This window comes from Ruegeria sp. CH11 (assembly GCF_056537105.1).
The window spans coordinates 82,544-103,469 of the sequence record NZ_JBQFQX010000010.1; the positions used below are offsets into that span (position 1 = coordinate 82,544).

26 protein-coding genes are annotated in these 20,926 nt (G+C 59.6%); 25 read left to right on the forward strand and 1 reads right to left on the reverse strand.

Annotation, left to right across the window (positions count from 1 at the left end):
* The first annotated feature begins 40 nt into the window (after positions 1–40).
* The 3 genes from ACR0LX_RS15530 to ACR0LX_RS15540 are packed head-to-tail and all read left to right on the forward strand — an operon-like array spanning position 41 to position 3,629.
* Positions 41–1,567 carry an AMP-binding protein gene (locus ACR0LX_RS15530; protein WP_480784489.1) on the forward strand — a complete coding sequence of 509 codons (1,527 nt, stop codon included), beginning with the start codon at positions 41–43 and terminating at the stop codon, positions 1,565–1,567.
* Positions 1,564–2,025 (forward strand): lysozyme inhibitor LprI family protein, encoded by a 462-nt coding sequence (locus ACR0LX_RS15535; protein WP_480784490.1) that lies wholly within the window; start codon positions 1,564–1,566, stop codon positions 2,023–2,025. Before ACR0LX_RS15530 ends, ACR0LX_RS15535 begins: the two co-directional genes overlap by 4 nt.
* The gene (locus tag ACR0LX_RS15540; RefSeq protein WP_480784491.1) at positions 2,022–3,629 is read left to right on the forward strand and encodes a carboxyl transferase domain-containing protein; all 1,608 of its coding nucleotides are present in this window, start codon (positions 2,022–2,024) and stop codon (positions 3,627–3,629) included. The genes ACR0LX_RS15535 and ACR0LX_RS15540 overlap by 4 nt, the downstream gene beginning before the upstream one ends.
* An 11-nt stretch (positions 3,630–3,640) precedes the next feature.
* On the opposite strand, the gene ACR0LX_RS15545 is transcribed toward ACR0LX_RS15540, so the two are convergent.
* On the reverse strand, positions 3,641–4,417 hold the full coding sequence (locus ACR0LX_RS15545; protein WP_480784492.1) for a class I SAM-dependent methyltransferase: 777 nt from the start codon (positions 4,415–4,417) through the stop codon (positions 3,641–3,643).
* On the opposite strand from ACR0LX_RS15545, the gene ACR0LX_RS15550 reads away from it, so the two are divergent.
* From ACR0LX_RS15550 to nuoK, 22 genes are all read left to right on the forward strand, one after another.
* Positions 4,410–6,341, forward strand: a complete 1,932-nt coding sequence (locus ACR0LX_RS15550) for an acetyl/propionyl/methylcrotonyl-CoA carboxylase subunit alpha (RefSeq protein ID WP_480784493.1) — start codon at positions 4,410–4,412, stop codon at positions 6,339–6,341. The two genes, ACR0LX_RS15545 and ACR0LX_RS15550, sit on opposite strands and share 8 nt — an antisense overlap.
* 78 nt (positions 6,342–6,419) lie before the next feature.
* A complete protein-coding gene (locus tag ACR0LX_RS15555) occupies positions 6,420–7,274 on the forward strand; it encodes a hydroxymethylglutaryl-CoA lyase (RefSeq protein WP_480573223.1) in 855 nt (284 codons plus the stop codon).
* A 10-nt stretch (positions 7,275–7,284) separates the two neighbouring features.
* On the forward strand, positions 7,285–8,073 hold the full coding sequence (locus tag ACR0LX_RS15560; RefSeq protein WP_480784494.1) for a crotonase/enoyl-CoA hydratase family protein: 789 nt from the start codon (positions 7,285–7,287) through the stop codon (positions 8,071–8,073).
* 187 nt (positions 8,074–8,260) lie between these two features.
* Positions 8,261–8,626 carry an NADH-quinone oxidoreductase subunit A gene (locus ACR0LX_RS15565; RefSeq protein ID WP_010442778.1) on the forward strand — a complete coding sequence of 122 codons (366 nt, stop codon included), beginning with the start codon at positions 8,261–8,263 and terminating at the stop codon, positions 8,624–8,626.
* Entirely contained in the window at positions 8,617–9,150 is a 534-nt protein-coding gene (locus tag ACR0LX_RS15570; protein ID WP_037307875.1) for a NuoB/complex I 20 kDa subunit family protein, read from the forward strand. Before ACR0LX_RS15565 ends, ACR0LX_RS15570 begins: the two co-directional genes overlap by 10 nt.
* An 11-nt stretch (positions 9,151–9,161) precedes the next feature.
* Complete coding sequence (locus ACR0LX_RS15575; RefSeq protein ID WP_480573232.1) at positions 9,162–9,767, forward strand: NADH-quinone oxidoreductase subunit C; 606 nt, start codon at positions 9,162–9,164, stop codon at positions 9,765–9,767.
* Positions 9,767–9,940, forward strand: coding sequence for a hypothetical protein (locus ACR0LX_RS15580; RefSeq protein WP_010442775.1), 174 nt, complete (start codon positions 9,767–9,769; stop codon positions 9,938–9,940). Before ACR0LX_RS15575 ends, ACR0LX_RS15580 begins: the two co-directional genes overlap by 1 nt.
* Before the next feature lies 1 nt (position 9,941).
* Positions 9,942–10,076: a hypothetical protein gene (locus ACR0LX_RS15585; protein ID WP_480784495.1), complete on the forward strand. Its 135-nt coding sequence runs from the start codon at positions 9,942–9,944 to the stop codon at positions 10,074–10,076.
* Positions 10,076–11,299, forward strand: a complete 1,224-nt coding sequence (locus ACR0LX_RS15590) for an NADH-quinone oxidoreductase subunit D (protein WP_480784496.1) — start codon at positions 10,076–10,078, stop codon at positions 11,297–11,299. Before ACR0LX_RS15585 ends, ACR0LX_RS15590 begins: the two co-directional genes overlap by 1 nt.
* Positions 11,299–12,405 (forward strand): NADH-quinone oxidoreductase subunit NuoE, encoded by a 1,107-nt coding sequence (gene nuoE, locus ACR0LX_RS15595; RefSeq protein WP_480784497.1) that lies wholly within the window; start codon positions 11,299–11,301, stop codon positions 12,403–12,405. Before ACR0LX_RS15590 ends, nuoE begins: the two co-directional genes overlap by 1 nt.
* A 27-nt stretch (positions 12,406–12,432) precedes the next feature.
* A complete protein-coding gene (locus ACR0LX_RS15600; RefSeq protein ID WP_480573244.1) occupies positions 12,433–12,660 on the forward strand; it encodes a DUF5337 domain-containing protein in 228 nt (75 codons plus the stop codon).
* A gap of 7 nt (positions 12,661–12,667) precedes the next feature.
* Positions 12,668–13,966, forward strand: coding sequence for an NADH-quinone oxidoreductase subunit NuoF (nuoF, locus tag ACR0LX_RS15605; protein WP_480784498.1), 1,299 nt, complete (start codon positions 12,668–12,670; stop codon positions 13,964–13,966).
* A gap of 5 nt (positions 13,967–13,971) precedes the next feature.
* Positions 13,972–14,388, forward strand: a complete 417-nt coding sequence (locus tag ACR0LX_RS15610) for an MAPEG family protein (RefSeq protein ID WP_480784499.1) — start codon at positions 13,972–13,974, stop codon at positions 14,386–14,388.
* 73 nt (positions 14,389–14,461) lie between these two features.
* On the forward strand, positions 14,462–14,803 hold the full coding sequence (locus ACR0LX_RS15615; RefSeq protein ID WP_480573253.1) for a hypothetical protein: 342 nt from the start codon (positions 14,462–14,464) through the stop codon (positions 14,801–14,803).
* 98 nt (positions 14,804–14,901) lie between these two features.
* Entirely contained in the window at positions 14,902–15,306 is a 405-nt protein-coding gene (locus ACR0LX_RS15620; RefSeq protein WP_480573255.1) for a DUF5333 domain-containing protein, read from the forward strand.
* A 36-nt stretch (positions 15,307–15,342) separates the two neighbouring features.
* Complete coding sequence (locus ACR0LX_RS15625) at positions 15,343–15,756, forward strand: DUF5333 family protein (protein ID WP_480784500.1); 414 nt, start codon at positions 15,343–15,345, stop codon at positions 15,754–15,756.
* A gap of 7 nt (positions 15,757–15,763) precedes the next feature.
* Positions 15,764–17,785, forward strand: coding sequence for an NADH-quinone oxidoreductase subunit NuoG (nuoG, locus tag ACR0LX_RS15630; protein WP_480784501.1), 2,022 nt, complete (start codon positions 15,764–15,766; stop codon positions 17,783–17,785).
* A 45-nt stretch (positions 17,786–17,830) separates the two neighbouring features.
* Positions 17,831–18,868, forward strand: coding sequence for an NADH-quinone oxidoreductase subunit NuoH (nuoH, locus tag ACR0LX_RS15635; protein WP_480784502.1), 1,038 nt, complete (start codon positions 17,831–17,833; stop codon positions 18,866–18,868).
* Position 18,869: 1 nt separating this feature from the next.
* Positions 18,870–19,364, forward strand: a complete 495-nt coding sequence (gene nuoI / locus ACR0LX_RS15640) for an NADH-quinone oxidoreductase subunit NuoI (RefSeq protein WP_480784503.1) — start codon at positions 18,870–18,872, stop codon at positions 19,362–19,364.
* Positions 19,361–19,771 (forward strand): carboxymuconolactone decarboxylase family protein, encoded by a 411-nt coding sequence (locus ACR0LX_RS15645; protein WP_480784504.1) that lies wholly within the window; start codon positions 19,361–19,363, stop codon positions 19,769–19,771. The genes nuoI and ACR0LX_RS15645 overlap by 4 nt, the downstream gene beginning before the upstream one ends.
* Entirely contained in the window at positions 19,768–20,370 is a 603-nt protein-coding gene (locus tag ACR0LX_RS15650; protein WP_480784505.1) for an NADH-quinone oxidoreductase subunit J, read from the forward strand. The genes ACR0LX_RS15645 and ACR0LX_RS15650 overlap by 4 nt, the downstream gene beginning before the upstream one ends.
* A gap of 250 nt (positions 20,371–20,620) precedes the next feature.
* Positions 20,621–20,926 (forward strand): NADH-quinone oxidoreductase subunit NuoK, encoded by a 306-nt coding sequence (gene nuoK, locus ACR0LX_RS15655; protein WP_005984024.1) that lies wholly within the window; start codon positions 20,621–20,623, stop codon positions 20,924–20,926.

Below are 20,926 nucleotides of genomic sequence, written 5' to 3' on the forward strand. Positions count from 1 at the left end.
TTGAGGGGTTCAAGCGGCAGTAAAATAAGGGAAAAACACCTTGTCAGACGCTAGGCGCATACCGGGTTTGCGCCCTGCGGGAGGCTGGGATTTGCCCGAACGGTTGAACATGGCCCAGCAGTGTCTGAGCCATGCGCCGCAGAAGGTCGCGCTGATCGACCTGAGCGGGCAGCAAGAGGCCCGGATAACCTTCGGGCAACTGGCCAACATGGTGGACGGCCTGGCACGCGCGCTTTTGAAGAAGGTGCAGCCGGGCGACCGGGTGGGGGTTCTGTTGGGTCAGTCGCCCTGGTGCGCAGCGGCGCATCTGGCGATCTGGAAGATCGGCGCGGTCTCGGTGCCGCTATTCAAGCTGTTCAAGCACGACGCGTTGCGGTCTCGGATCGACGATGCCGGCGCGCAGCTTGTTCTGACTGATGCGGAAGGGGCAAGGTTGCTTGCCGCTCTGGCCAAACCGCTGCTGGTGGATCAGATCGGGCAGGCAGGCGGTCCGGTCAGCTTTGCCGATACCGGCCCCGAAGACCCCGCGGTACTGATTTACACTTCAGGGACCACGGGCAGCCCCAAAGGCGCGCTGCATGGGCACCGGCTTTTGACCGGCCATCTGCCCGGCGTATCGATCAGCCACAACCATCTGCGTGACGGAGATTGTTTGTGGACACCCGCCGATTGGGCGTGGATCGGCGGCCTGTTCGATGTGCTGATGCCGGGGCTTGCACTGGGCATCCCGGTGGTCGCGGCGAGATCGGAAAAGTTCGCGCCCGACGCATGTGCCGACGTGATCGCCCGCGCAGGGGTTCGGAACGTGTTTTTCCCTCCCACGGCGCTGCGGATGCTGAAGGCGGCAGGTCAAGCCATTCCGGGCCTGCGCTCGGTTGCATCGGGTGGCGAGCCGCTGGGCCCTGAGATGCTGGCCTGGGGGCAGCAGGCGTTTGGCCTGACGATCAACGAATTCTATGGCCAGACCGAGTGCAACATGGTCGTATCTTCCTGCGCCGAGGATTTTCCTGTGCGACCCGGCTGTATCGGCAAGCCGGTGCCCGGGCATGAGGTGGCAGTGATTGATGAGGATGGCACCCCCACAAGCGAAGAGGGTGACGTGGCCATCAGGCGCGGCTCGGCTTCAATGCTGCTTGAGTACTGGAACAATCCTCAAGCAACCGCCGAGAAATTTCGCGGCAACTGGCTGATCACCGGAGACCGCGGCGTGTCGGAGGGCGACTATCTGCGCTTTGTCGGCCGTGAGGATGACGTGATCACCTCGGCCGGATACCGTATTGGCCCGGCGGAAATCGAGGATTGCCTGCTGACCCACCCGGCGGTGGCGACGGTGGGTGTTGTCGGCAAGCCCGATCCTTTGCGGACCGAGATCGTAAAGGCTTATGTGGTCTTGAAACCGGGGGTTGAGGCCTCGCAGGACGAGTTACAGGAATGGGTCAAGTCCCGTCTGGCGCAGTATTCTTATCCGCGTGAGGTGGCGTTTCTGGCGGAATTGCCGATGACTGTAACCGGAAAGGTGATCCGTAAGGAGTTGAAGGCGCGGGCCGTGCAGGAGTTGATCGAATGATGCGAATGACCATTGCCGCAATGCTGTTCCCGTCACTTGTATCCGCTCAAAACGCTTGGGTGGACCAAAACTATATTCAATGGTGCTTCTCTCAAGCGCTGCCGGGTGGCGCGCTGTCGTCCTGTCTGGGCAAAGCTGCGGGCGCGTGCCAAACCGCACCGGGGAACGGTACCACGATCGGGATATCCCAGTGCATTCAGGCTGAGGCGCAGGTTTGGGACAATTTGCTGAATGAGCAGTATCAGCTTCGCAGGGCCGATTTCGCCGAACGCCCCAAACTAGCGGATCAATTGCGCGACGCTCAGCGTGCCTGGATTGGTTTTCGCGACGCTGAGTGTGGATTGGCTTACAGCATCTGGTCCGATGGGACCATACGCACGATCGTCGCAGCAAATTGCATACTGACCGAAACCGCTGAACGTGCTGTGGAATTGCGCGACTTGGGGAAACTGGAATGAAACTGAAGTCCAAAGCTATAACAACCTCCGAGGGTTTCAACGCAAACCGCACGGCCCATCTTGACGCGCTTGCCCAGATCTCTGTCGTTGCCGAAGCGGCGCGTATGGGCGGTGGCGAGAAGTCCCGCGCGCGGCACATCTCGCGGGGCAAGATGCTCCCCCGCCGTCGGGTGGCGAACCTGCTGGATGCGGGGTCTTCGTTTCTGGAGATCGGCGCAACCGCCGCACATGGGATGTATGGCGATGCCGCGCCCTGCGCCGGGGTCATTGCCGGGATTGGCCGGGTGCAGGGGCGCGAGGTTATGGTGGTGTGCAATGATGCCACGGTGAAGGGCGGCACCTACTATCCGATGTCGGTCAAAAAGCACCTGCGCGCACAGGAAATTGCCGAGGAAAACCACCTCCCTTGCATCTATCTGGTCGACAGTGGCGGAGCGAACCTGCCCAATCAGGATGAGGTTTTTCCCGATCGCGATCATTTTGGTCGCATCTTCTACAATCAGGCGCGGATGAGTGCGAAAGGGATCCCTCAGATCGCCGTCGTGATGGGGTCTTGTACCGCAGGAGGGGCATACGTGCCCGCGATGTCGGATGTGACGATCATCGTGCGCGATCAGGGCACGATATTTCTGGCCGGGCCACCTCTGGTCAAGGCGGCAACAGGCGAGGTCGTCAGCGCCGAGGATCTGGGTGGCGGCGATGTTCATACGCGGCTGTCCGGTGTCGCGGACTATCTGGCCGAGGATGATTCGCATGCGCTGGCCCTGGCACGGCGGGCCGTGGGATCGCTGGGAGGTGCCGGGCTGAAGCCCGGACTACAGTATGAAGCGCCCGAAGAACCTGCTTACGACCCCGAGGAAATTCTGGGCGTAGTCCCCGCTGATCTGCGCACACCCTATGACATCCGCGAGGTGATTGCGCGTCTGGTCGACGGCTCTCGGTTCGATGAGTTCAAGCCCCGGTTCGGTGAGACGCTGGTCACGGGTTTTGCCCATGTCAAAGGCTGCCCGGTTGGCATCATCGCCAACAATGGCGTGCTTTTTTCCGAAGCCGCACAGAAAGGCGCGCATTTTGTCGAGCTGTGTTCGCAGCGCAAAACGCCGCTGGTCTTCCTGCAGAACATCACCGGGTTTATGGTCGGTCGGAAATACGAGAACGAGGGCATCGCGCGGCACGGCGCCAAGATGGTGACGGCGGTTGCGACAACCTCGGTGCCCAAGATCACGATGCTGGTGGGTGGCTCATTCGGGGCCGGGAATTACGGCATGGCGGGCCGCGCCTATCAGCCTCGGTTCCTGTGGACATGGCCAAACTCGCGCATTTCCGTGATGGGTGGCGAGCAGGCGGCGGGTGTTCTGGCCACCGTCAAGCGCGACGGGATCGAACGGCAAGGCGGAACCTGGTCAGCCGAGGAAGAGGTCGACTTCAAGCGCCCGACGCTGGAGATGTTCGAGGAACAATCGCACCCGCTCTATGCCTCGGCGCGCCTGTGGGATGACGGCATCATCGACCCCCGTAAAAGCCGCGATGTGCTGGCGCTGTCACTGAGCGCCGCGCTGAACGCCCCGATTGAGGAGACACGCTTCGGCGTGTTCAGGATGTAGACATGGGCGGTCTAGTGAGGTCTGTTTCCAGAAAAACGAATGGCGCTTCCGTGGACATAAATTCTTGTTTCCATGTTAAGCCCCACGGTTGCCAAAGCATCCGCAACCGTGTCGCCGCGGCCAAAGTTGCGGGTGTAGGCACCTATCATGGAGAAATCTTGGGCGCCGTTCAAAAAGAGCCTCTCAATCTGAGGCAAGACGCCGTCCAGATAAAGGCGGTAGAGCGGCCGCAACGACCACCCCACCGGGTCGGTGGCTTCAATCAAAGAAAACGGTGCGCCGGGTTTGAGTATGCGGCGCAATTGTTGGGCAAAAATCAAATGCTGCTCTGCGTTGAACGTCTTGAGGCCAAATGTGGAGATTGCAAAATCGGCGCTTTCGCTGGGAAGATCGGTCGTCAGCATATTAGCGCAAAGATGTGCGACCCGGTCCTCTCGACCCTTATGCAGCCGATCCATGGCCTGACGATGCATTTCGGGACTTATGTCGATGGCAGTAACTTTCGTGATCTTCGGGAATTGGGCAAACAAATGTGGCCAAGCCTCTCCCGTTCCGGCCATCAGATCGACGCCGGAAGCAAGCGTGTCAGGGGGCAGAGCGAGGCCATTGATACATGCCTTTCGCCAAGCTCGTACAAAACCAAAGGACGCTACAGCGCTCCAGTTTCGATACGCACCGGAACATCTGTCGAATACACCTGCCACAAACTCGGGATCGTAAATGTCTTGAGCCATGTTGCGCACCCTGAGGTTGTGATGCGAGAAAAGCAAGGATTTGCCGATGTTCAATAAAATCCTGATTGCCAATCGTGGCGAGATTGCCTGCCGGGTCATCGAGACCGCTCAGAAGATGGGCGTGTCCTGCGTGGCTGTCTATTCCGATGCGGATGCCTCGGCCAAGCATGTGCAGATGGCAGATGAGGCAGTGCATATCGGTGGAGCGGCCCCTGCAGAGAGTTATCTGAAAGGTGATGTGATCATCCAGGCAGCAATGGACACCGGCGCTCAGGCAATTCATCCGGGCTATGGATTTTTATCCGAAAACCCTGATTTCGTGGATGCGGTCGAGGCTGCAGGGCTGACCTTCATCGGGCCATCTGCGGATGCGATCCGCAAAATGGGCCTCAAGGATGCGGCCAAGGCGCTTATGGAACAGGCTGGGGTGCCGGTCGTGCCGGGCTATCACGGTGACAATCAGGACCCCGAGCACCTGTCGGGGGCAGCCGATACGATCGGCTATCCGGTTCTGATCAAGGCGGTCGCGGGTGGCGGTGGCAAGGGCATGCGCCTTGTCGAACGGCCCGAAGAATTCGCCGCCGCGCTGGACAGTGCGCGCGGTGAGGCCCGGACCGCCTTTGGCAACGATGCGGTCCTGATCGAAAAATTCGTCACTAAGCCCCGCCATATCGAGGTGCAGGTTTTTGGCGACGGCACCCGTGCGGTACATTTGTTCGAACGCGACTGTTCGTTACAGCGGCGGCATCAGAAGGTAATCGAAGAGGCACCAGCGCCCGGAATGACGCCCGAGATGCGCAAGGCGATGGGGCAGGCAGCCGTGCGCGCGGCCGAAGCCATAGGGTACAAGGGGGCCGGGACGGTCGAGTTCATCGTAGATGCCTCGGACGGGCTGCGCCCCGATCGGTTCTGGTTCATGGAGATGAACACGCGCCTGCAGGTGGAACATCCCGTGACCGAGGCGATCACCGGCGTCGATCTGGTCGAGTGGCAATTGCGTGTGGCTGCAGGGGAGGCTTTGCCAAAACAGCAGGCCGAACTGTCGATCAGCGGCCACGCTTTTGAGGCGCGTCTCTATGCTGAAGACGTCCCAAAGGGGTTCCTGCCAGCGACCGGAACACTGACCCACCTGTCATTCCCGGACACCTGCCGGGCCGACAGCGGCGTCCGCGCCGGGGACACGATCAGCCCGTGGTACGATCCGATGATTGCCAAGATCATCACCTATGGCCCGACACGCGCTGTCGCTTTGCAATCGCTGAGCCGTGCGCTTGAACGCACCGAAGTTGCAGGAACCGTGACCAATCTGGCGTTTCTGGGGGCGCTGGCGCGTCATTCCGGCTTCGCGGCAGGCGACGTCGATACGGGCCTGATCGGGCGAGAGATTGACGCGCTGGTTCAGGAAACCGCCTCTGCTGCTCCGACCTACGTTGCAGCCGCCATGACCGCGCTGGATCTGGTCGATCCCGAGGCGGAGGCTGGCTTTACCTTGTGGGCACCTCTGCACAGGGCTGTGCAACTGAAGGCGGATGACGAACAGATCGATCTGGATGTTCAGGTTCTCGGCCCGAACCGGCAACTTTGGCAATTGGGCGACCAGGTAATTGAGGCGCAGCGCATTTCAGGCAAGTGGCTGATCGCGGGGCAACCGATGCCGCAGGTCTCGGCCGCCGGTTCCCGCATCACCGTGTTTCAGGACTATGGCCGCGGTTTTGATTTGGTCGACCCGCTTGACCGCGATTCTGGTGCCGCGGGTGACACGAACGTGGTCGAAGCGCCGATGCCCGGGTTGGTCAAGGCGGTCTTTGCCGAACCGGGGCAGGTTGTGCAGGAAGGTGACCGGCTGGCCATACTCGAGGCCATGAAGATGGAGCATTCTCTGCTGGCGGCGCGTGACGGCGTGGTGGCCGAAGTTCTGGTGGGCGCGGGTGCTCAGGTCGAGGCTGGCGCGGCGCTGGTCCGGCTGGAAGAGACGTGATCTGTCCCGCCGAAGCTGATTGTGGCAGGGTCGGGTGGTCCGCAGCTGAAACTAAAAGAAATTGGAAGGGGTGTTGAGATGGGCGAACGGGTCGAGATTTTCGAGGTTGGTCCGCGCGACGGTTTGCAAAGCGAGGCGCGCGATATTCCGGTGTCGGAAAAGATCGCTTTGATCGACTGTTTGTCTCGCGCGGGTTTCAACCGGATCGAGGTGGCGAGTTTCGTATCCCCGAAACGAGTGCCGCAGATGGCAGGCAGCGCCGAAGTTCTGGCCGGAATCACACGCGCGGACAACCTGCGATACGCCGCTCTGACGCCGAATATGCGCGGGTACGAGGATGCGCTGGCAGCCAAAGCGGACGAGATCGCGGTGTTTGCCTCGGCCTCGGAAGGGTTTTCGCAGGCAAACGTCAATGCCTCGATCTCTGAATCCATCGCGCGGTTTCAGCCCATCCTCGAAGCCGCGCGCCACATTGATCTGCCGGTTCGCGGATATGTTTCATGCGTCACGGATTGCCCTTATGACGGCCCGACCGATCCTCAAAAGGTGGCCGAGGTCGCCGACGAGCTGTTTGCTCTGGGCTGCTATGAGATTTCGTTGGGCGATACGATCGGTCAGGGCACTCCGGATACGATTGCGCATATGTTGCTTGCAGTACGCGAGAGAGTGCCAGCGACGCGATTGGCGGGACACTTTCACAACACCAACGACAAGGCGTTGGACAACATTGATGTCGCGCTGTCGTTGGGCGTGCGCGTGTTCGACGCGGCAGTGGGCGGTTTGGGCGGATGCCCGTTTGCGCCCGGTGCCGCAGGTAACGTCGCGACCGAAGACGTCGCCGCACATCTTGAGCGTCTGGGGTATGACACCGGGCTGGATGCCACGGTTCTGGCAGAAGCCGCGCAGATGGCCCGTGCCATGCGTGGCGAATGAGGGCTTCGACATGTTCGACACGATCTCACTGACCACGGACGAACGCGGTGTCGCCACACTGACGCTCAACCGCCCCGAGAAACACAATGCCATGTCGGCGCAGATGATCGCAGAGCTGACAAAGGCGGCGGATCGGTTGGCTTCAGACCCGAAGGTGCGCGTGGTGGTTCTGACCGGCGCGGGCAAGAGTTTTTGCGCTGGTGCTGATCTGGGGTGGATGCAGGCCCAGATGGCGGCTGATCAGCAAACAAGATTTGTCGAGGCGCGCAAGCTGGCCGAGATGTTGTCGGCGCTGAATGCGCTTCCGAAACCTCTGATCGGGGTTTTGCAGGGCAACGCCTTTGGCGGTGGGGTCGGGCTGGCCGCAGTCTGCGATGTGGCGATTGGCGTGGGCACCATGAAAATGGCGCTGACCGAAACCCGGCTTGGACTTATCCCTGCGACCATCGGTCCCTATGTGATTGCGCGCATGGGTGCGGCGAGGGCACGGCGGGTGTTCATGTCGGCACGCCCGTTTGATGCGGCAGAGGCTGTCGATCTGGGCCTGCTGTCGCGTGTTGTCGCTGCCGAAGCTGTTCCTGATGCGGTTGAGGCCGAGGTTCTGCCTTACCTCTCGTGCGCGCCGGGGGCCGTCGCCTCTGCCAAGGCATTGGTTCATTCTCTGGGGCCGCAAATTGACGATGATGTGATCGATAACACAATCTCGGAATTGGTCGCCCGTTGGCAGACAGCCGAGGCGCAGGAGGGGATCGCGGCATTCTTTGAAAAGCGAATACCTGATTGGAATAATACGGTTTAGCGAAGGCGACCGAATTCGGTGCCGCACAACCGCCTAGGGCGTTGTTTGGTCTGATCAAACGCAGATTCCATCACCTGCGCGCTTGTGTTCGGTTGACCCTCTGACGCGGCGCGGATACAGAATGTCCCGTCAACACGCCAATTGACGGCGCATCCTTTTCGGGGCTTGCGCGGGAAAGGAGCTATACGTGGAAGACCTGCTGCGGGAGTACCTCCCGATTCTGGTGTTTCTGGCTGTTGCCGTGGGGCTTGGAATCGTTCTGATTCTGGCTGCTGTGGTGCTTGCGGTACGCAATCCCGACCCGGAAAAGGTCAGCGCATATGAATGTGGATTCAATGCATTCGATGATGCGCGGATGAAGTTCGATGTGCGATTCTATCTGGTCGCGATCCTGTTCATCATCTTCGATCTGGAAATCGCATTTCTGTTTCCGTGGGCCGTCGGTTTCAAAGACATCAGCGATGTGGGCTTTTGGTCCATGATGGTATTTCTGGCCGTTCTGACCATCGGCTTTGCCTATGAATGGAAAAAAGGGGCGCTGGAATGGGAGTGATGACCGGTGCAAACACCGCTGGCGTCGATAAAGAAGTCGCCACCCAGGCCCTGAATGCCGAATTGCAGGACAAAGGGTTCCTGCTGACCTCGACCGAAGACATCATCAACTGGGCGCGTACCGGTTCGCTGCACTGGATGACCTTTGGTTTGGCCTGCTGCGCGGTCGAGATGATGCATACCTCGATGCCGCGTTATGACGCGGAGCGGTTTGGCATCGCGCCCCGCGCGTCCCCACGCCAGTCCGATGTGATGATCGTGGCCGGAACGTTGACCAACAAGATGGCCCCGGCGCTGCGCAAGGTTTACGATCAGATGCCCGAGCCGCGCTATGTAATCTCGATGGGCTCCTGCGCGAATGGTGGTGGCTATTACCACTATTCCTATTCGGTGGTGCGTGGCTGTGACCGGATTGTGCCGGTGGACATTTATGTCCCGGGCTGCCCGCCAACGGCTGAGGCGCTGCTGTATGGGCTTATGCAGTTGCAACGCAAAATCCGCCGCACCGGCACCATTGTACGCTGAGGAGAGGGCAGATGAGCGACGCACTCAAGGAACTTGGCACGCATATTGAAATCAAGCGGCCGGATTGTGTGCTGGCTTGGGATGTCACCCATGACGAGCTGAATGTCGATGTGGCCCCATCGAACCTGGTTGAATTCATCGAATACCTTCGGACCGACCGCAACTGCCAGTTTTCAACTCTTGTCGACATCACCGGCGTGGATTACCCGGAACGGCCCAAGCGCTTCGATGTGGTCTATCACTTCCTGTCGATGTACCAAAACCAGCGCATCCGCCTGCGGGTGTCGATCCGCGAAGAGGACATGGTGCCTTCGATCGTTGACGTCCACCCCTCGGCCAACTGGTTCGAGCGTGAGGTGTTCGACATGTTCGGCATCCTGTTCTCGGGCCATCCTGACCTGCGGCGCATCCTGACAGACTATGGCTTTCGCGGCCATCCGCTGCGCAAGGACTTTCCGACCACCGGCTATACCGAGGTGCGCTATGACGAGGCGCAAAAGCGCGTGGTCTACGAACCCGTCTCGCTGGTGCAGGAATACCGCCAGTTCGATTTCATGAGCCCGTGGGAGGGTGCGAACTACATCCTGCCGGGGGATGAAAAGCAGGAGGCTGAGTGATGGGTGGTATCTGGTGGCTGATCCTTTCTGCGCTCACCATTATCCCGATGGTAAAAATTCTGCCATTCTTCGGGATCAACAAATACTGGTGCCTGCTGTGCCTGGTGCCGTTCGGAACCATCGCGCTGCTGTGGTGGGTCGGACTGAAGTTACAGGAATTGGAGCGCCGCTAAGATGCTGATGCTGCTGGGGGAACTGATCGCATTGGGGGCATTGGGTGTCCTGCTGGCCGGGGCTGCGGCCAAGGCAACTGAGGCTGAGAAAGTCCGCGTCAGGGTTGAGGCCAAGAAGAAGCGGGGACAGCGGTAATGGACGGCTCAAGATATGATGACGGCAGCACCGATGCCCTAAGCGGCGAACAGAAGATCCGCAACTTCAACATCAACTTCGGCCCGCAACACCCTGCCGCGCATGGTGTTTTGCGCCTTGTACTTGAGCTGGACGGCGAGATTGTCGAACGTTGTGATCCGCATATCGGCCTGCTGCACCGTGGCACCGAAAAGCTGATGGAAAGCCGGACGTATCTGCAGAACCTGCCGTATTTCGACCGTCTGGATTACGTGGCGCCAATGAACCAGGAACATGCCTGGTGTCTGGCGATCGAAAAGCTGACAGGCGTCGAGGTGCCGCGCCGCGGCTCTCTGATCCGGGTTCTGTATTCCGAGATCGGACGCGTTCTGAACCACCTGCTGAACGTGACCACTCAGGCGATGGATGTCGGCGCGCTGACGCCGCCTCTGTGGGGGTTCGAGGAACGCGAAAAGCTGATGGTGTTCTATGAGCGCGCTTGCGGTGCCCGCCTGCACGCCGCCTATTTCCGCCCCGGTGGCGTCCACCAGGACCTGCCGCCAGAACTACTGGACGATATCGAGACATGGAGCCACGAATTCCCCGCCGTTCTGGACGATATTGACGGGCTGCTGACCGAAAACCGCATCTTCAAACAGCGCAACGCCGATATCGGTGTCGTGACCGAGGATGACATTCAGAAATACGGCTTCTCGGGCGTGATGGTGCGCGGGTCAGGTCTGGCGTGGGATCTGCGTCGCGCGCAGCCCTATGAATGCTATGACGAGTTCGAGTTTCAGATCCCCGTCGGCAAGAATGGCGACTGCTATGACCGCTATCTGGTCCGCATGGAAGAGATGCGCCAGTCGCTGTCGATCATCCAGCAAGCCATCGCCAAAATACGCGACTGTCCCGGAGATGTTCTGGCACGCGGCAAGATCACCCCGCCGAAACGCTCGGACATGAAAACCTCGATGGAAAGCCTGATCCATCACTTCAAGCTCTATACTGAAGGCTTCCACGTCCCCGCAGGCGAAGTTTACGCTGCTGTCGAGGCCCCCAAGGGCGAATTCGGCGTCTATCTGGTCGCCGACGGTACCAATAAGCCTTACCGCGCCAAGCTGCGCGCGCCGGGCTTCCTGCATCTGCAAGCCATGGATCACGTTGCGGGGGGGCATCAGTTGGCTGACGTCGCCGCCATTATCGGCACCATGGACGTCGTATTTGGAGAGATTGACCGCTAATGCTCCGCCGCCTCCACCCCGAACAACCCGAAAGCTTTGCCTTCACCGCTGCAAACCAGCAATGGGCCGAAGCGCAGGTTACCAAGTACCCCGAGGGCCGTCAGGCCAGTGCGGTGATCCCTCTGCTTTGGCGTGCGCAAGAGCAGGAGGGGTGGCTGACCCGTCCGGCGATTGAATCTGTTGCCGATATGCTGGGCATGGCCGATATCCGCGTGCTTGAGGTGGCCTCGTTCTACTTCATGTTCCAACTGCAACCGGTTGGCTCGGTGGCGCATATTCAGGTCTGCGGCACGACCTCCTGCTTGATCTGCGGGGCCGAAGACCTGATCGCGGTTTGCAAGGAAAAGATCGCGGCCAAGCCGCATGAGCTATCCGCCGATGGCAAACTGAGCTGGGAAGAGGTCGAATGCCTGGGCTCCTGCGCCAATGCGCCGATGGCGCAGATCGGCAAGGACTATTACGAGGACCTGACCACCGAAAGCTTCGGCAAAATCCTCGATGATCTGATCGCGGGCAAGGTGCCGGTGCCCGGCCCCCAGAATGGACGTTACGCAGCCGAGCCGCTGAGCGGATTGTCCAGCCTGAACGAGTATGATGCGGGGAAACCTCAATACAATGCCAGTGTCGCGTTGGCGACTGAACTGGGCGATACTGTCAAGCGGATCGATGGGACCGAGGTGCCGATCCTGACACCTTGGTTGGGCAAGGACGGAAAGCAGGCCGGCGCGAGCGCGGCAGCCAAACCTCCCAAAGTGCCTGAACCACCCAAACCGGCTGTCAAACAGGCCGAGGAGGCGAAAAAGGAACAGCCCGCAGAAGACGCGCCAGAGGTTTTGGAAGGTGCGCGGGATGGCAAGCCGGATGATCTGAAACTACTCAAGGGCGTCGGGCCTAAACTGGAACAGACGCTGAATGAGCTGGGGTTCTATCACTTCGATCAGATTGCCGCCTGGACCCCGCTGCAGATTGCCTGGGTCGATGCACGGCTAAAATTCAAGGGCCGGATCGAGCGCGACGGCTGGATCGAACAGGCGGCCAAGCTGGCGGCTGGGGAAGAAACCGAATTCTCCAAACGCGCCAGAAAAGTCGGCAAGGACAAGGACTAAGCATGCCCCCAGCGGCATCAGAGTGAGATGGACAGAGACACAGAACAAGCCATAGCCCGCAAGGGCAGACATATCGGGGTGGTCATCGCTGTGACCATGGTCGTTTGGCTGGGCATGTCGCTGTTCATCGGCCCTGCGATCGGGTTGCCGGGGCGTTATGCGCTGCTGTTTGATTTCGCCGCTCTGGCGGGGTTCATCTACGCGGGCGTGAACATTTATCAACTCTGGCGCATGCGCCAGGATAGCCAAGGGTAAGCGAACGATGCTGAAGGATCAGGACCGGATCTTTACCAACATCTACGGGATGCACGAGCGCACGTTGCGCGGTGCACAGGCCCGAGGGCATTGGGACGGCACGGCTGGCCTGATCAAGAACGGGCGTGATTGGATCATCCAGACGATGAAAGACTCAGGTCTGCGCGGGCGCGGAGGTGCGGGTTTCCCGACCGGATTGAAATGGTCGTTCATGCCCAAGGAAAGCGACGGTCGCCCGGCTTATCTGGTTGTGAACGCAGACGAATCCGAACCCGGCACCTGCAAGGACCGCGAGATTATGCGCCATGATCCGCACACGCTGATCGAAGGCTGCCTGATCGCGTCTTTCGCGATGAATGCCCATACCTGCTATATCTACCTGCGCGGTGAGTATATTCGCGAACGCGAGGCCTTGCAGGCCGCGATTGACGAGGCTTACGACGCCGGGTTGTTGGGCCAGAACGCTGCGGGCTCGGGCTGGGATTTCGATCTGTTCCTGCATCATGGCGCCGGGGCCTATATCTGCGGCGAAGAAACGGCACTGCTGGAAAGCCTTGAGGGCAAGAAGGGCATGCCGCGGATGAAACCTCCGTTCCCGGCGGGTGCGGGGCTCTATGGCTGCCCGACCACCGTGAACAACGTGGAATCCATTGCAGTGGTGCCGACCATCCTGCGGCGCGGGGCCGACTGGTTCGCGGGCTTTGGCCGTCAGAACAACGCGGGCACCAAGCTGTTCGCAATCTCGGGCCACGTGAACAACCCCTGCGTCGTCGAAGAGGCGATGTCGATCCCCTTTGAGCAGCTGATCGAAACCCATTGCGGCGGTATTCGCGGCGGCTGGGACAACTTGCTTGCGGTAATCCCCGGCGGCTCATCGGTTCCTTGTGTGCGCGGCGAGAACATGCGCGATGCGATCATGGATTTTGATCATCTGCGCAACGACCTAGGGTCCGGTCTTGGAACAGCTGCAGTGATCGTGATGGACAAGTCCACCGACATCATCAAGGCGATCTGGCGTCTGTCGAAATTCTATAAACACGAGAGCTGCGGACAGTGTACGCCCTGCCGCGAGGGCACCGGCTGGATGATGCGCGTGATGGATCGTTTGGTGCGCGGTGAGGCCGAGCTGGAAGAGATCGACATGCTGTTCGACGTGACCAAGCAGGTCGAAGGCCATACGATCTGCGCCCTGGGCGATGCGGCGGCATGGCCGATCCAGGGCCTGATCCGCAACTTCCGGGAAGAGATCGAAGACCGCATCAAGGCTCAGAAATCGGGCCGTATGGGTGCGATGGCAGCGGAGTAGACGAAATGGAAGCATATGCAGACTATTCACACGCAATCGCGTCTTTGGTGATCTTCACGCTGATTGTTCTGTTCATGTCGCCGTTTTCGGCATTGGCCAAAGCGGGCAAGGGTCTGGCACCGGGCGCAACGCCTGATCAGGATTATTCGGACAGGGCCTATCGCCTGAACCGGGCCTATCTGAACGGGACCGAGACGCTGCCGGCTTTTCTGACTGTCACAATCGCTGCAATCCTGTTGGGGGTAGGACCGTTTTGGGTCAACTTGTTTGCCTCGGTGGCGCTTGTTTCTCGGGTCATTATGCTGGTGATCCACCTGCGCGGTGTTGGCAGTCCACACAGCGGCCCGCGGTCGATATTCTATGTGGTCGCCTGGGTCTGCATGTTCATTCTCGGGCTCATGGCCCTGATCGCGGCCTTCTGATGTCGGCCCTGACAACACGACGAAATCCTGTTCCGCGCGCTGGCGCGGGAAACTGCATGGAAACAACTGACGTATGACAAGAGTTCTGCTTACAATTCTGCTGCTGATCACCGTGTCGGCCTGCGCCGTCAGGTCTTCCAGCGACCGCATACTGTTTGACGGAAAGTACTTTCGGGCGAATGCGCGTTCGGTCGACAAAAAGAAGTCGCCTGCGGATTTTACAGTTACGGTCAATGGGGTTTCGGCGTCTCTGGATGGCGCGCGCGAGGCGGGGCGGTACGAGGGGACTCGGTTCTGTGTCCAGAATTTCGGGTCGTCGAGGATCGATTGGAAAGTCGGACCTGATTCCGAGCCGCAGACTTTGCGGATCGAGAATGACAAACTGACATTTGCTGGAAGGTGCCAGCGACCATGATTTTTCAACGCCGAAATACAGGAGTGTTCGGGCGGGTGTTATTGCATAGCACGCCATCTGGCCGTCGTTCTGGCAAGACCAGAACGAAAGGAAAAACAATGTCTATTGTGAAAACGCTCATGTTGGTTGGCGCTGTGTCTGTTCCTGCGATTGCTGAGGCCAAGCCACCTTTGCGCGATGTCAAAGAGATCGACAATGAACTCTACTATATCGCCATTGCAAACGAGATATCGGAATACTGCCCCTCGATCAGCGGGCGGCGGTTGAAGGCGATAAGCGTGATGTGGGGGCTGAGGTCCAAGGCCAACGATCTTGGATATTCGGACAAGGAAATCCGCGCCTACGTGGAATCGGACGCTGAAAAGGACCGGATGCGCGCCAAGGGCGAGGCCTATCTGGCGCAAAACGGTGTTTCGTACAAGAAACCAGCTTCGTTCTGCGCGTTGGGACAGAAAGAGATCCAAAGAAACAGCGCCATTGGCGTGTATTTGAGGGCGAATTGACGGATGGGTTTAAGAACTCTTACTTCTGGCGCAATTATGATCGCAGGTCTGCTTGCGCTTTCGGCGTGCGAGACGACAACGGAAGCCAGCGATGAGTCTGCCGTATCGCGCGCCGAGTTCAGGAAAGAGCTTCCACCGGAACTGTACGACTTCGCCATGTCGGCGGCATTGGCAGAAGGTATTGCGGAGAATTGCCGGTCGATCAATTTCAACAGATCGGCGGCGAACGCTCGGATGCAGGCGCTCGACAGCGATTTGAAGGCAAAAGGCTATATCGATAGCGATATTCGCCACTTGTCCGACAATTTACCGTACAAACGAGTGCAGGATGATTTCATGAAATACATCCAGCAAAACGACATCGTCGTGAACCAGCCCAGTACATTCTGTGCGGCTGGCCAACGTGAGATAGCCAACGGCACCCGGATCGGTGCATTGCTGAAAGGCTAAGGTGACCATGTCTGACCTCCGCAAGATCAATATCGACGGACAGGAAATCGAAGTCGACGGTGCAATGACCCTGATCCAGGCCTGCGAAGAGGCCGGGGTCGAGGTGCCGCGCTTTTGCTATCACGAGCGTTTGTCGATCGCCGGGAACTGCCGGATGTGTCTGGTCGAGGTTGTGGGCGGTCCGCCGAAACCCGCAGCGTCCTGTGCGATGCAGGTCCGCGATCTGCGCCCGGGGCCGGAAGGCCAGGCGCCGCAGGTCAAAACCAACTCGCCCATGGTCAAGAAGGCCCGCGAAGGGGTGATGGAGTTCCTGCTGATCAACCATCCGCTGGACTGTCCGATCTGCGATCAAGGCGGCGAGTGTGATTTGCAGGATCAGGCGATGGCCTATGGCGTTTCGGGCTCACGCTTCAAGGAAGCCAAGCGCGCGGTCGACGATCTGGATCTGGGGCCGCTGGTTGGCACGGCAATGACCCGTTGCATAAGCTGTACCCGCTGCGTGCGCTTTACCACCGAGGTCGCCGGAATCACTCAGATGGGTCAAACGGGCCGTGGTGAAGATGCCGAGATCACCTCGTATCTAAACGAAACGCTGCAATCGAACCTGCAGGGCAATATCATCGATCTGTGCCCGGTAGGCGCGCTGACCTCGAAACCCTATGCCTTTACCGCACGGCCTTGGGAACTGACCAAGACCGAAAGCATCGATGTGATGGACGCCTTGGGATCTAACATCCGTGTGGATACCAAGGGGCGTGAAGTGATGCGTTTCCTGCCGCGAAACCATGACGGCGTGAACGAAGAGTGGATCAGCGACAAGACCCGGTTCGTCTGGGATGGCCTGCGCCGCCAGCGTCTCGACCGGCCTTATGTGCGCGAAAATGGTAAGCTGCGCCCTGCAACCTGGCCCGAAGCGCTGGGCAAAGCCGCTGAGGCGCTGAAAGGCGCTGAGAAACCGGCCGGGATCGTCGGCGATCTTGCCCCGGTCGAAGCTGCGTTTGCACTGAAACAGATGATCGAGGGGCAGGGCGGTGTCGTCGAATGCCGCACCGATGGGGCCAAGCTGCCAGCGGGCAACCGTGGGGCCTATGCGGGCACAGCCGCGATTGAAGACATCGACACGGCAGAGCGTATCCTGCTGATCGGTACCAACCCGCGCGACGAAGCTCCGGTATTGAACGCCCGTCTTCGCAGGGCGTGGGCGCACGGGGCCGAGGTTGCACTGGTTGGGCCTGCCGTCGATCTGACGTTCGACTATCATCACGTTGGTGACGACCGGGCCGCGTTGCAAAACGTCGTCGACATGGGTGGCGATGACGAAATCAAGGGCAAGGCATCACTGGTCATCGTCGGGCAGGGAGCTTTGCAAGAGGCGGATGGTGCCGCCGTCCTCGCAGCAGCGCAAACCGTTGCCGCCAACACCAAAAGCGGGCTGATTGTTCTGCACACGGCGGCGTCGCGCGTGGGTGCGATGGATGTGGATGCCACCAACGAGGGTGGCATGGACGCAATCAACGCGGCCGACGTGATCTACAACCTCGGCGCCGATGAGGTTGAAATCGGCGAGGGCGCATTTGTTATCTATCAGGGCAGCCATGGCGACCGGGGTGCACACCGCGCCGACGTGATCCTGCCGGGCGCGGCCTATACCGAGGAAAACGGTCTGTTCGTCAACACCGAAGGCCGCCCACAACTGGCCATGCGTGCAGGTTTTGCTCCGGGTGAGGCCAAGGAAAACTGGGCTATCCTTCGGGCGCTTTCGGCGGAACTGGCCGCGACCCTGCCGTACGACTCGCTGGCCCAATTGCGCACTGCGCTTGTCGAGGCGGTGCCGCATCTGGCGCGTATTGACGAAGTAACCGAGAACGAGGTGCAACCTCTTGCGGCAGGCGCACTGGGCCAGGCGACGTTCCGCAACGCGGTCAAGGATTTCTACCTGACCAACCCAATCGCCCGTGCCTCGCAACTGATGGCCGAGCTTTCGGCGCAGGCGAAGGCCCTGAAAACCGACAGGATTGCCGCAGAATGATCCGAACCGCTGACATATCCCCGACGACCCACGGTGCGAGAACCAATGGCTGATTTCTTTAACACGCCGGGCGGCATAGCCCTGATCATTCTGGCCCAGGTGCTTGCGGTTGTGGCCTTTGTGATGATCTCACTGCTGTTCCTTGTCTATGGCGACCGCAAGATCTGGGCGGCGGTTCAGATGCGTCGCGGACCAAACGTTGTCGGCGTTTATGGCCTGCTGCAATCGGTTGCCGACGCGCTGAAATATGTGGTCAAAGAGGTGGTCATTCCCGCCGGGGCCGACCGCACGGTGTTCATACTTGCTCCGCTGACCTCATTCGTATTGGCGATGATCGCTTGGGCTGTGATCCCGTTCAACGATGGCTGGGTTCTGTCCGATATCAACGTCGCGATCCTGTACGTCTTCGCCGTATCCTCATTGGAAGTTTATGGCGTGATCATGGGCGGTTGGGCGTCGAACTCAAAGTACCCGTTCCTTGGATCGCTGCGCTCTGCCGCGCAGATGATTTCCTACGAAGTCTCGATCGGCCTGATCATCATCGGCATCATCATCTCGACCGGCTCGATGAACTTTGGCGACATCGTCCATGCGCAGGATGGGCGCTTCGGTTTCTTCAGCTGGTACTGGCTGCCGCACCTCCCGATGGTCTTCCTGTTCTTCATCTCGGCGCTGGCGGAAACCAACCGACCGCCCTTCGATCTGCCCGAAGCGGAATCGGAACTGGTCGCCGGTTATCAGGTCGAATATTCGGCCACACCCTTCCTGCTGTTCATGGCTGGTGAATACATCGCCATCTTCCTGATGTGCGCCCTGACCACGCTGCTGTTTTTTGGCGGCTGGCTGTCGCCGATCCCCGGCCTGCCGGACGGCGTGCTGTGGATGGTCGCCAAGATGGCGTTCTTCTTCTTCCTCTTCGCGATGGTCAAGGCCATCACGCCCCGCTACCGCTATGACCAGCTGATGCGTTTGGGCTGGAAAGTGTTCCTGCCGTTCTCGCTGGTCTGGGTGGTCTTTGTGGCCTTCGCGGCGAAATTCGACTGGTTCTGGGGCGCGTTTGCGCGTTGGAGCGTAGGAGGCTGATATGACCCAAATCGACTACACCCGCGCTGCCAAGTATTTCCTGCTGCAAGACTTTTGGGTCGGCTTCAAACTGGGGCTGAAATACTTCTTCGCCCCCAAGGCCACCGTGAATTATCCGCACGAAAAGGGCCCTCTGTCCCCACGGTTCCGAGGGGAGCACGCCCTGCGCCGTTATCCGAACGGCGAGGAGCGCTGCATCGCCTGCAAACTCTGTGAGGCGATCTGCCCGGCCCAAGCCATTACCATCGACGCCGAACCGCGCGAAGACGGCAGCCGCCGCACCACACGCTATGACATCGACATGACCAAGTGCATCTATTGCGGCTTCTGCCAAGAGGCCTGCCCGGTCGATGCCATCGTCGAAGGCCCGAACTTTGAGTTCGCCACCGAAACCCGGGAAGAGCTGTTCTACGACAAGCAAAAACTGCTGGATAACGGCGAACGCTGGGAAGCCGAGATCGCCCGCAATCTGGAAATGGACGCGCCGTACCGATGAGTGACACGCCGACAAACCCTTTTGAGCTGATGATGAAGCAGGCTCAAGACATGGCCAAGGCGATGAACCCGGCGATGGAGAATTTCTCGCCCAAAGGGTTCGAGGCGCTGTGGCCCACCATGCCCAAAGAGGTCATGGAGATGATGTTCGGCAACACCGTCAACAAGGACGGGTTGGATGCCAAGACCCGCCTGCTGCTGACGCTGGCCGGGCTGACCTGTCAGGGCGCTCAGGCGGACGCAGCCGTGCGGCAGACCGTGCGCCACGCGCTGGAGGCCGGGGCTAGGAAACAAGAGATCGTGGAAACGATCGGTCAGATGTCGGTCTTTGCCGGCATCCCGGCCATGACCCGCGCGCTGGATCTGGCGCAAGAGGTTCTGGGCGATAACGAGGATGAGGATCAATGACCGTCTTTGCCTTCTACCTGTTTGCCATCAGCGCCATCACCGGCGGGCTGTTCACGGTAATCAGCCGCCAGCCGGTGCACTCGGTGCTGTGGCTGATCCTTTCTTTCCTGTCCTCGGCTGGGCTGTTCGTGCTGCTGGGGGCCGAGTTCGTGGCGATGTTGCTGATCATCGTCTACGTTGGCGCGGTCGCGGTGCTGTTCCTGTTCGTCGTGATGATGCTGGACGTGGACTTTGCCGAGCTCAAGGCCGAGATGGCGCGCTATATGCCGCTGGCCCTGCTGATCGGTCTGGTCATCCTGATGCAGTTCGTCATGGCCTTCGGCGCTTGGGACAGCGCGCAGGGCGCCGCCGCCAATCTGGCGCAACCGGTCCCGACCGACCGCCACAACACCGAGGCGTTGGGTATCATCCTCTACGATCAATACTTCCTTCTGTTCCAACTGGCGGGTCTAATCCTGCTGGTGGCCATGATCGGCGCTATCGTGCTGACCCTGCGCCACCGTCAGGACATCAAGCGTCAGGACATCATCGGCCAGATGATGCGCGACCCGGCCAAGGCGATGGAGTTGAAGGACGTGAAACCGGGGCAAGGGTTGTGATGCGACGGCTAATTTTTGCGATTACCGCTCTTGCATTTTCAGGTGCTGCACTTGCTGGTTCTGAACTCGCTGGCACCCTAAAATGGACGGAAGAAATTCAAGGTCCGGCTTTACCTGGGCTTCATCAGCACGTTTATCAGTTTAGGATTGGCGGAGGCTATAGTGCTGACGTTTGCTCCGAAGTGCCGCAGCACTTGCAGCCACTTTGCAAATACCGTTGGGCCGGCGGATACTTGAGGAACGGGAACCAATGATCGGACTTGAACACTATCTTACGGTCGCGGCGACGCTGTTCGTCATCGGTATCTTCGGTCTCTTCCTGAACCGCAAGAACGTCATAATCCTGCTGATGAGCATCGAACTGATGCTGCTGGCGGTGAATATCAACCTCGTGGCGTTTTCCAGCTTCCTCGGCGATCTGGTCGGGCAAGTATTTACGCTGTTCGTGCTGACCGTTGCGGCGGCTGAGGCGGCGATTGGTCTGGCCATTCTGGTCTGCTTCTTCCGCAACCGTGGCACCATCGCGGTTGAAGACGTTAATATGATGAAGGGCTAA

Excerpts from the sequence above, each read along its gene's own strand:
- ACR0LX_RS15535 (WP_480784490.1), top strand. The coding sequence starts at position 1,564 with ATGATGCGAATGACCATTGCCGCAATGCTGTTCCCGTCACTTGTATCC.
- ACR0LX_RS15540 (WP_480784491.1), top strand. The coding sequence starts at position 2,022 with ATGAAACTGAAGTCCAAAGCTATAACAACCTCCGAGGGTTTCAACGCA.
- ACR0LX_RS15550 (WP_480784493.1), top strand. The coding sequence starts at position 4,410 with ATGTTCAATAAAATCCTGATTGCCAATCGTGGCGAGATTGCCTGCCGG.
- ACR0LX_RS15555 (WP_480573223.1), top strand. The coding sequence starts at position 6,420 with ATGGGCGAACGGGTCGAGATTTTCGAGGTTGGTCCGCGCGACGGTTTG.
- ACR0LX_RS15560 (WP_480784494.1), top strand. The coding sequence starts at position 7,285 with ATGTTCGACACGATCTCACTGACCACGGACGAACGCGGTGTCGCCACA.
- ACR0LX_RS15570 (WP_037307875.1), top strand. The coding sequence starts at position 8,617 with ATGGGAGTGATGACCGGTGCAAACACCGCTGGCGTCGATAAAGAAGTC.
- ACR0LX_RS15575 (WP_480573232.1), top strand. The coding sequence starts at position 9,162 with ATGAGCGACGCACTCAAGGAACTTGGCACGCATATTGAAATCAAGCGG.
- ACR0LX_RS15580 (WP_010442775.1), top strand. The coding sequence starts at position 9,767 with ATGGGTGGTATCTGGTGGCTGATCCTTTCTGCGCTCACCATTATCCCG.
- ACR0LX_RS15585 (WP_480784495.1), top strand. The coding sequence starts at position 9,942 with ATGCTGATGCTGCTGGGGGAACTGATCGCATTGGGGGCATTGGGTGTC.
- ACR0LX_RS15590 (WP_480784496.1), top strand. The coding sequence starts at position 10,076 with ATGGACGGCTCAAGATATGATGACGGCAGCACCGATGCCCTAAGCGGC.
- nuoE (WP_480784497.1), top strand. The coding sequence starts at position 11,299 with ATGCTCCGCCGCCTCCACCCCGAACAACCCGAAAGCTTTGCCTTCACC.
- ACR0LX_RS15600 (WP_480573244.1), top strand. The coding sequence starts at position 12,433 with ATGGACAGAGACACAGAACAAGCCATAGCCCGCAAGGGCAGACATATC.
- nuoF (WP_480784498.1), top strand. The coding sequence starts at position 12,668 with ATGCTGAAGGATCAGGACCGGATCTTTACCAACATCTACGGGATGCAC.
- ACR0LX_RS15610 (WP_480784499.1), top strand. The coding sequence starts at position 13,972 with ATGGAAGCATATGCAGACTATTCACACGCAATCGCGTCTTTGGTGATC.
- ACR0LX_RS15615 (WP_480573253.1), top strand. The coding sequence starts at position 14,462 with ATGACAAGAGTTCTGCTTACAATTCTGCTGCTGATCACCGTGTCGGCC.
- ACR0LX_RS15620 (WP_480573255.1), top strand. The coding sequence starts at position 14,902 with ATGTCTATTGTGAAAACGCTCATGTTGGTTGGCGCTGTGTCTGTTCCT.
- ACR0LX_RS15625 (WP_480784500.1), top strand. The coding sequence starts at position 15,343 with ATGATCGCAGGTCTGCTTGCGCTTTCGGCGTGCGAGACGACAACGGAA.
- nuoG (WP_480784501.1), top strand. The coding sequence starts at position 15,764 with ATGTCTGACCTCCGCAAGATCAATATCGACGGACAGGAAATCGAAGTC.
- nuoH (WP_480784502.1), top strand. The coding sequence starts at position 17,831 with ATGGCTGATTTCTTTAACACGCCGGGCGGCATAGCCCTGATCATTCTG.
- nuoI (WP_480784503.1), top strand. The coding sequence starts at position 18,870 with ATGACCCAAATCGACTACACCCGCGCTGCCAAGTATTTCCTGCTGCAA.
- ACR0LX_RS15645 (WP_480784504.1), top strand. The coding sequence starts at position 19,361 with ATGAGTGACACGCCGACAAACCCTTTTGAGCTGATGATGAAGCAGGCT.
- ACR0LX_RS15650 (WP_480784505.1), top strand. The coding sequence starts at position 19,768 with ATGACCGTCTTTGCCTTCTACCTGTTTGCCATCAGCGCCATCACCGGC.
- nuoK (WP_005984024.1), top strand. The coding sequence starts at position 20,621 with ATGATCGGACTTGAACACTATCTTACGGTCGCGGCGACGCTGTTCGTC.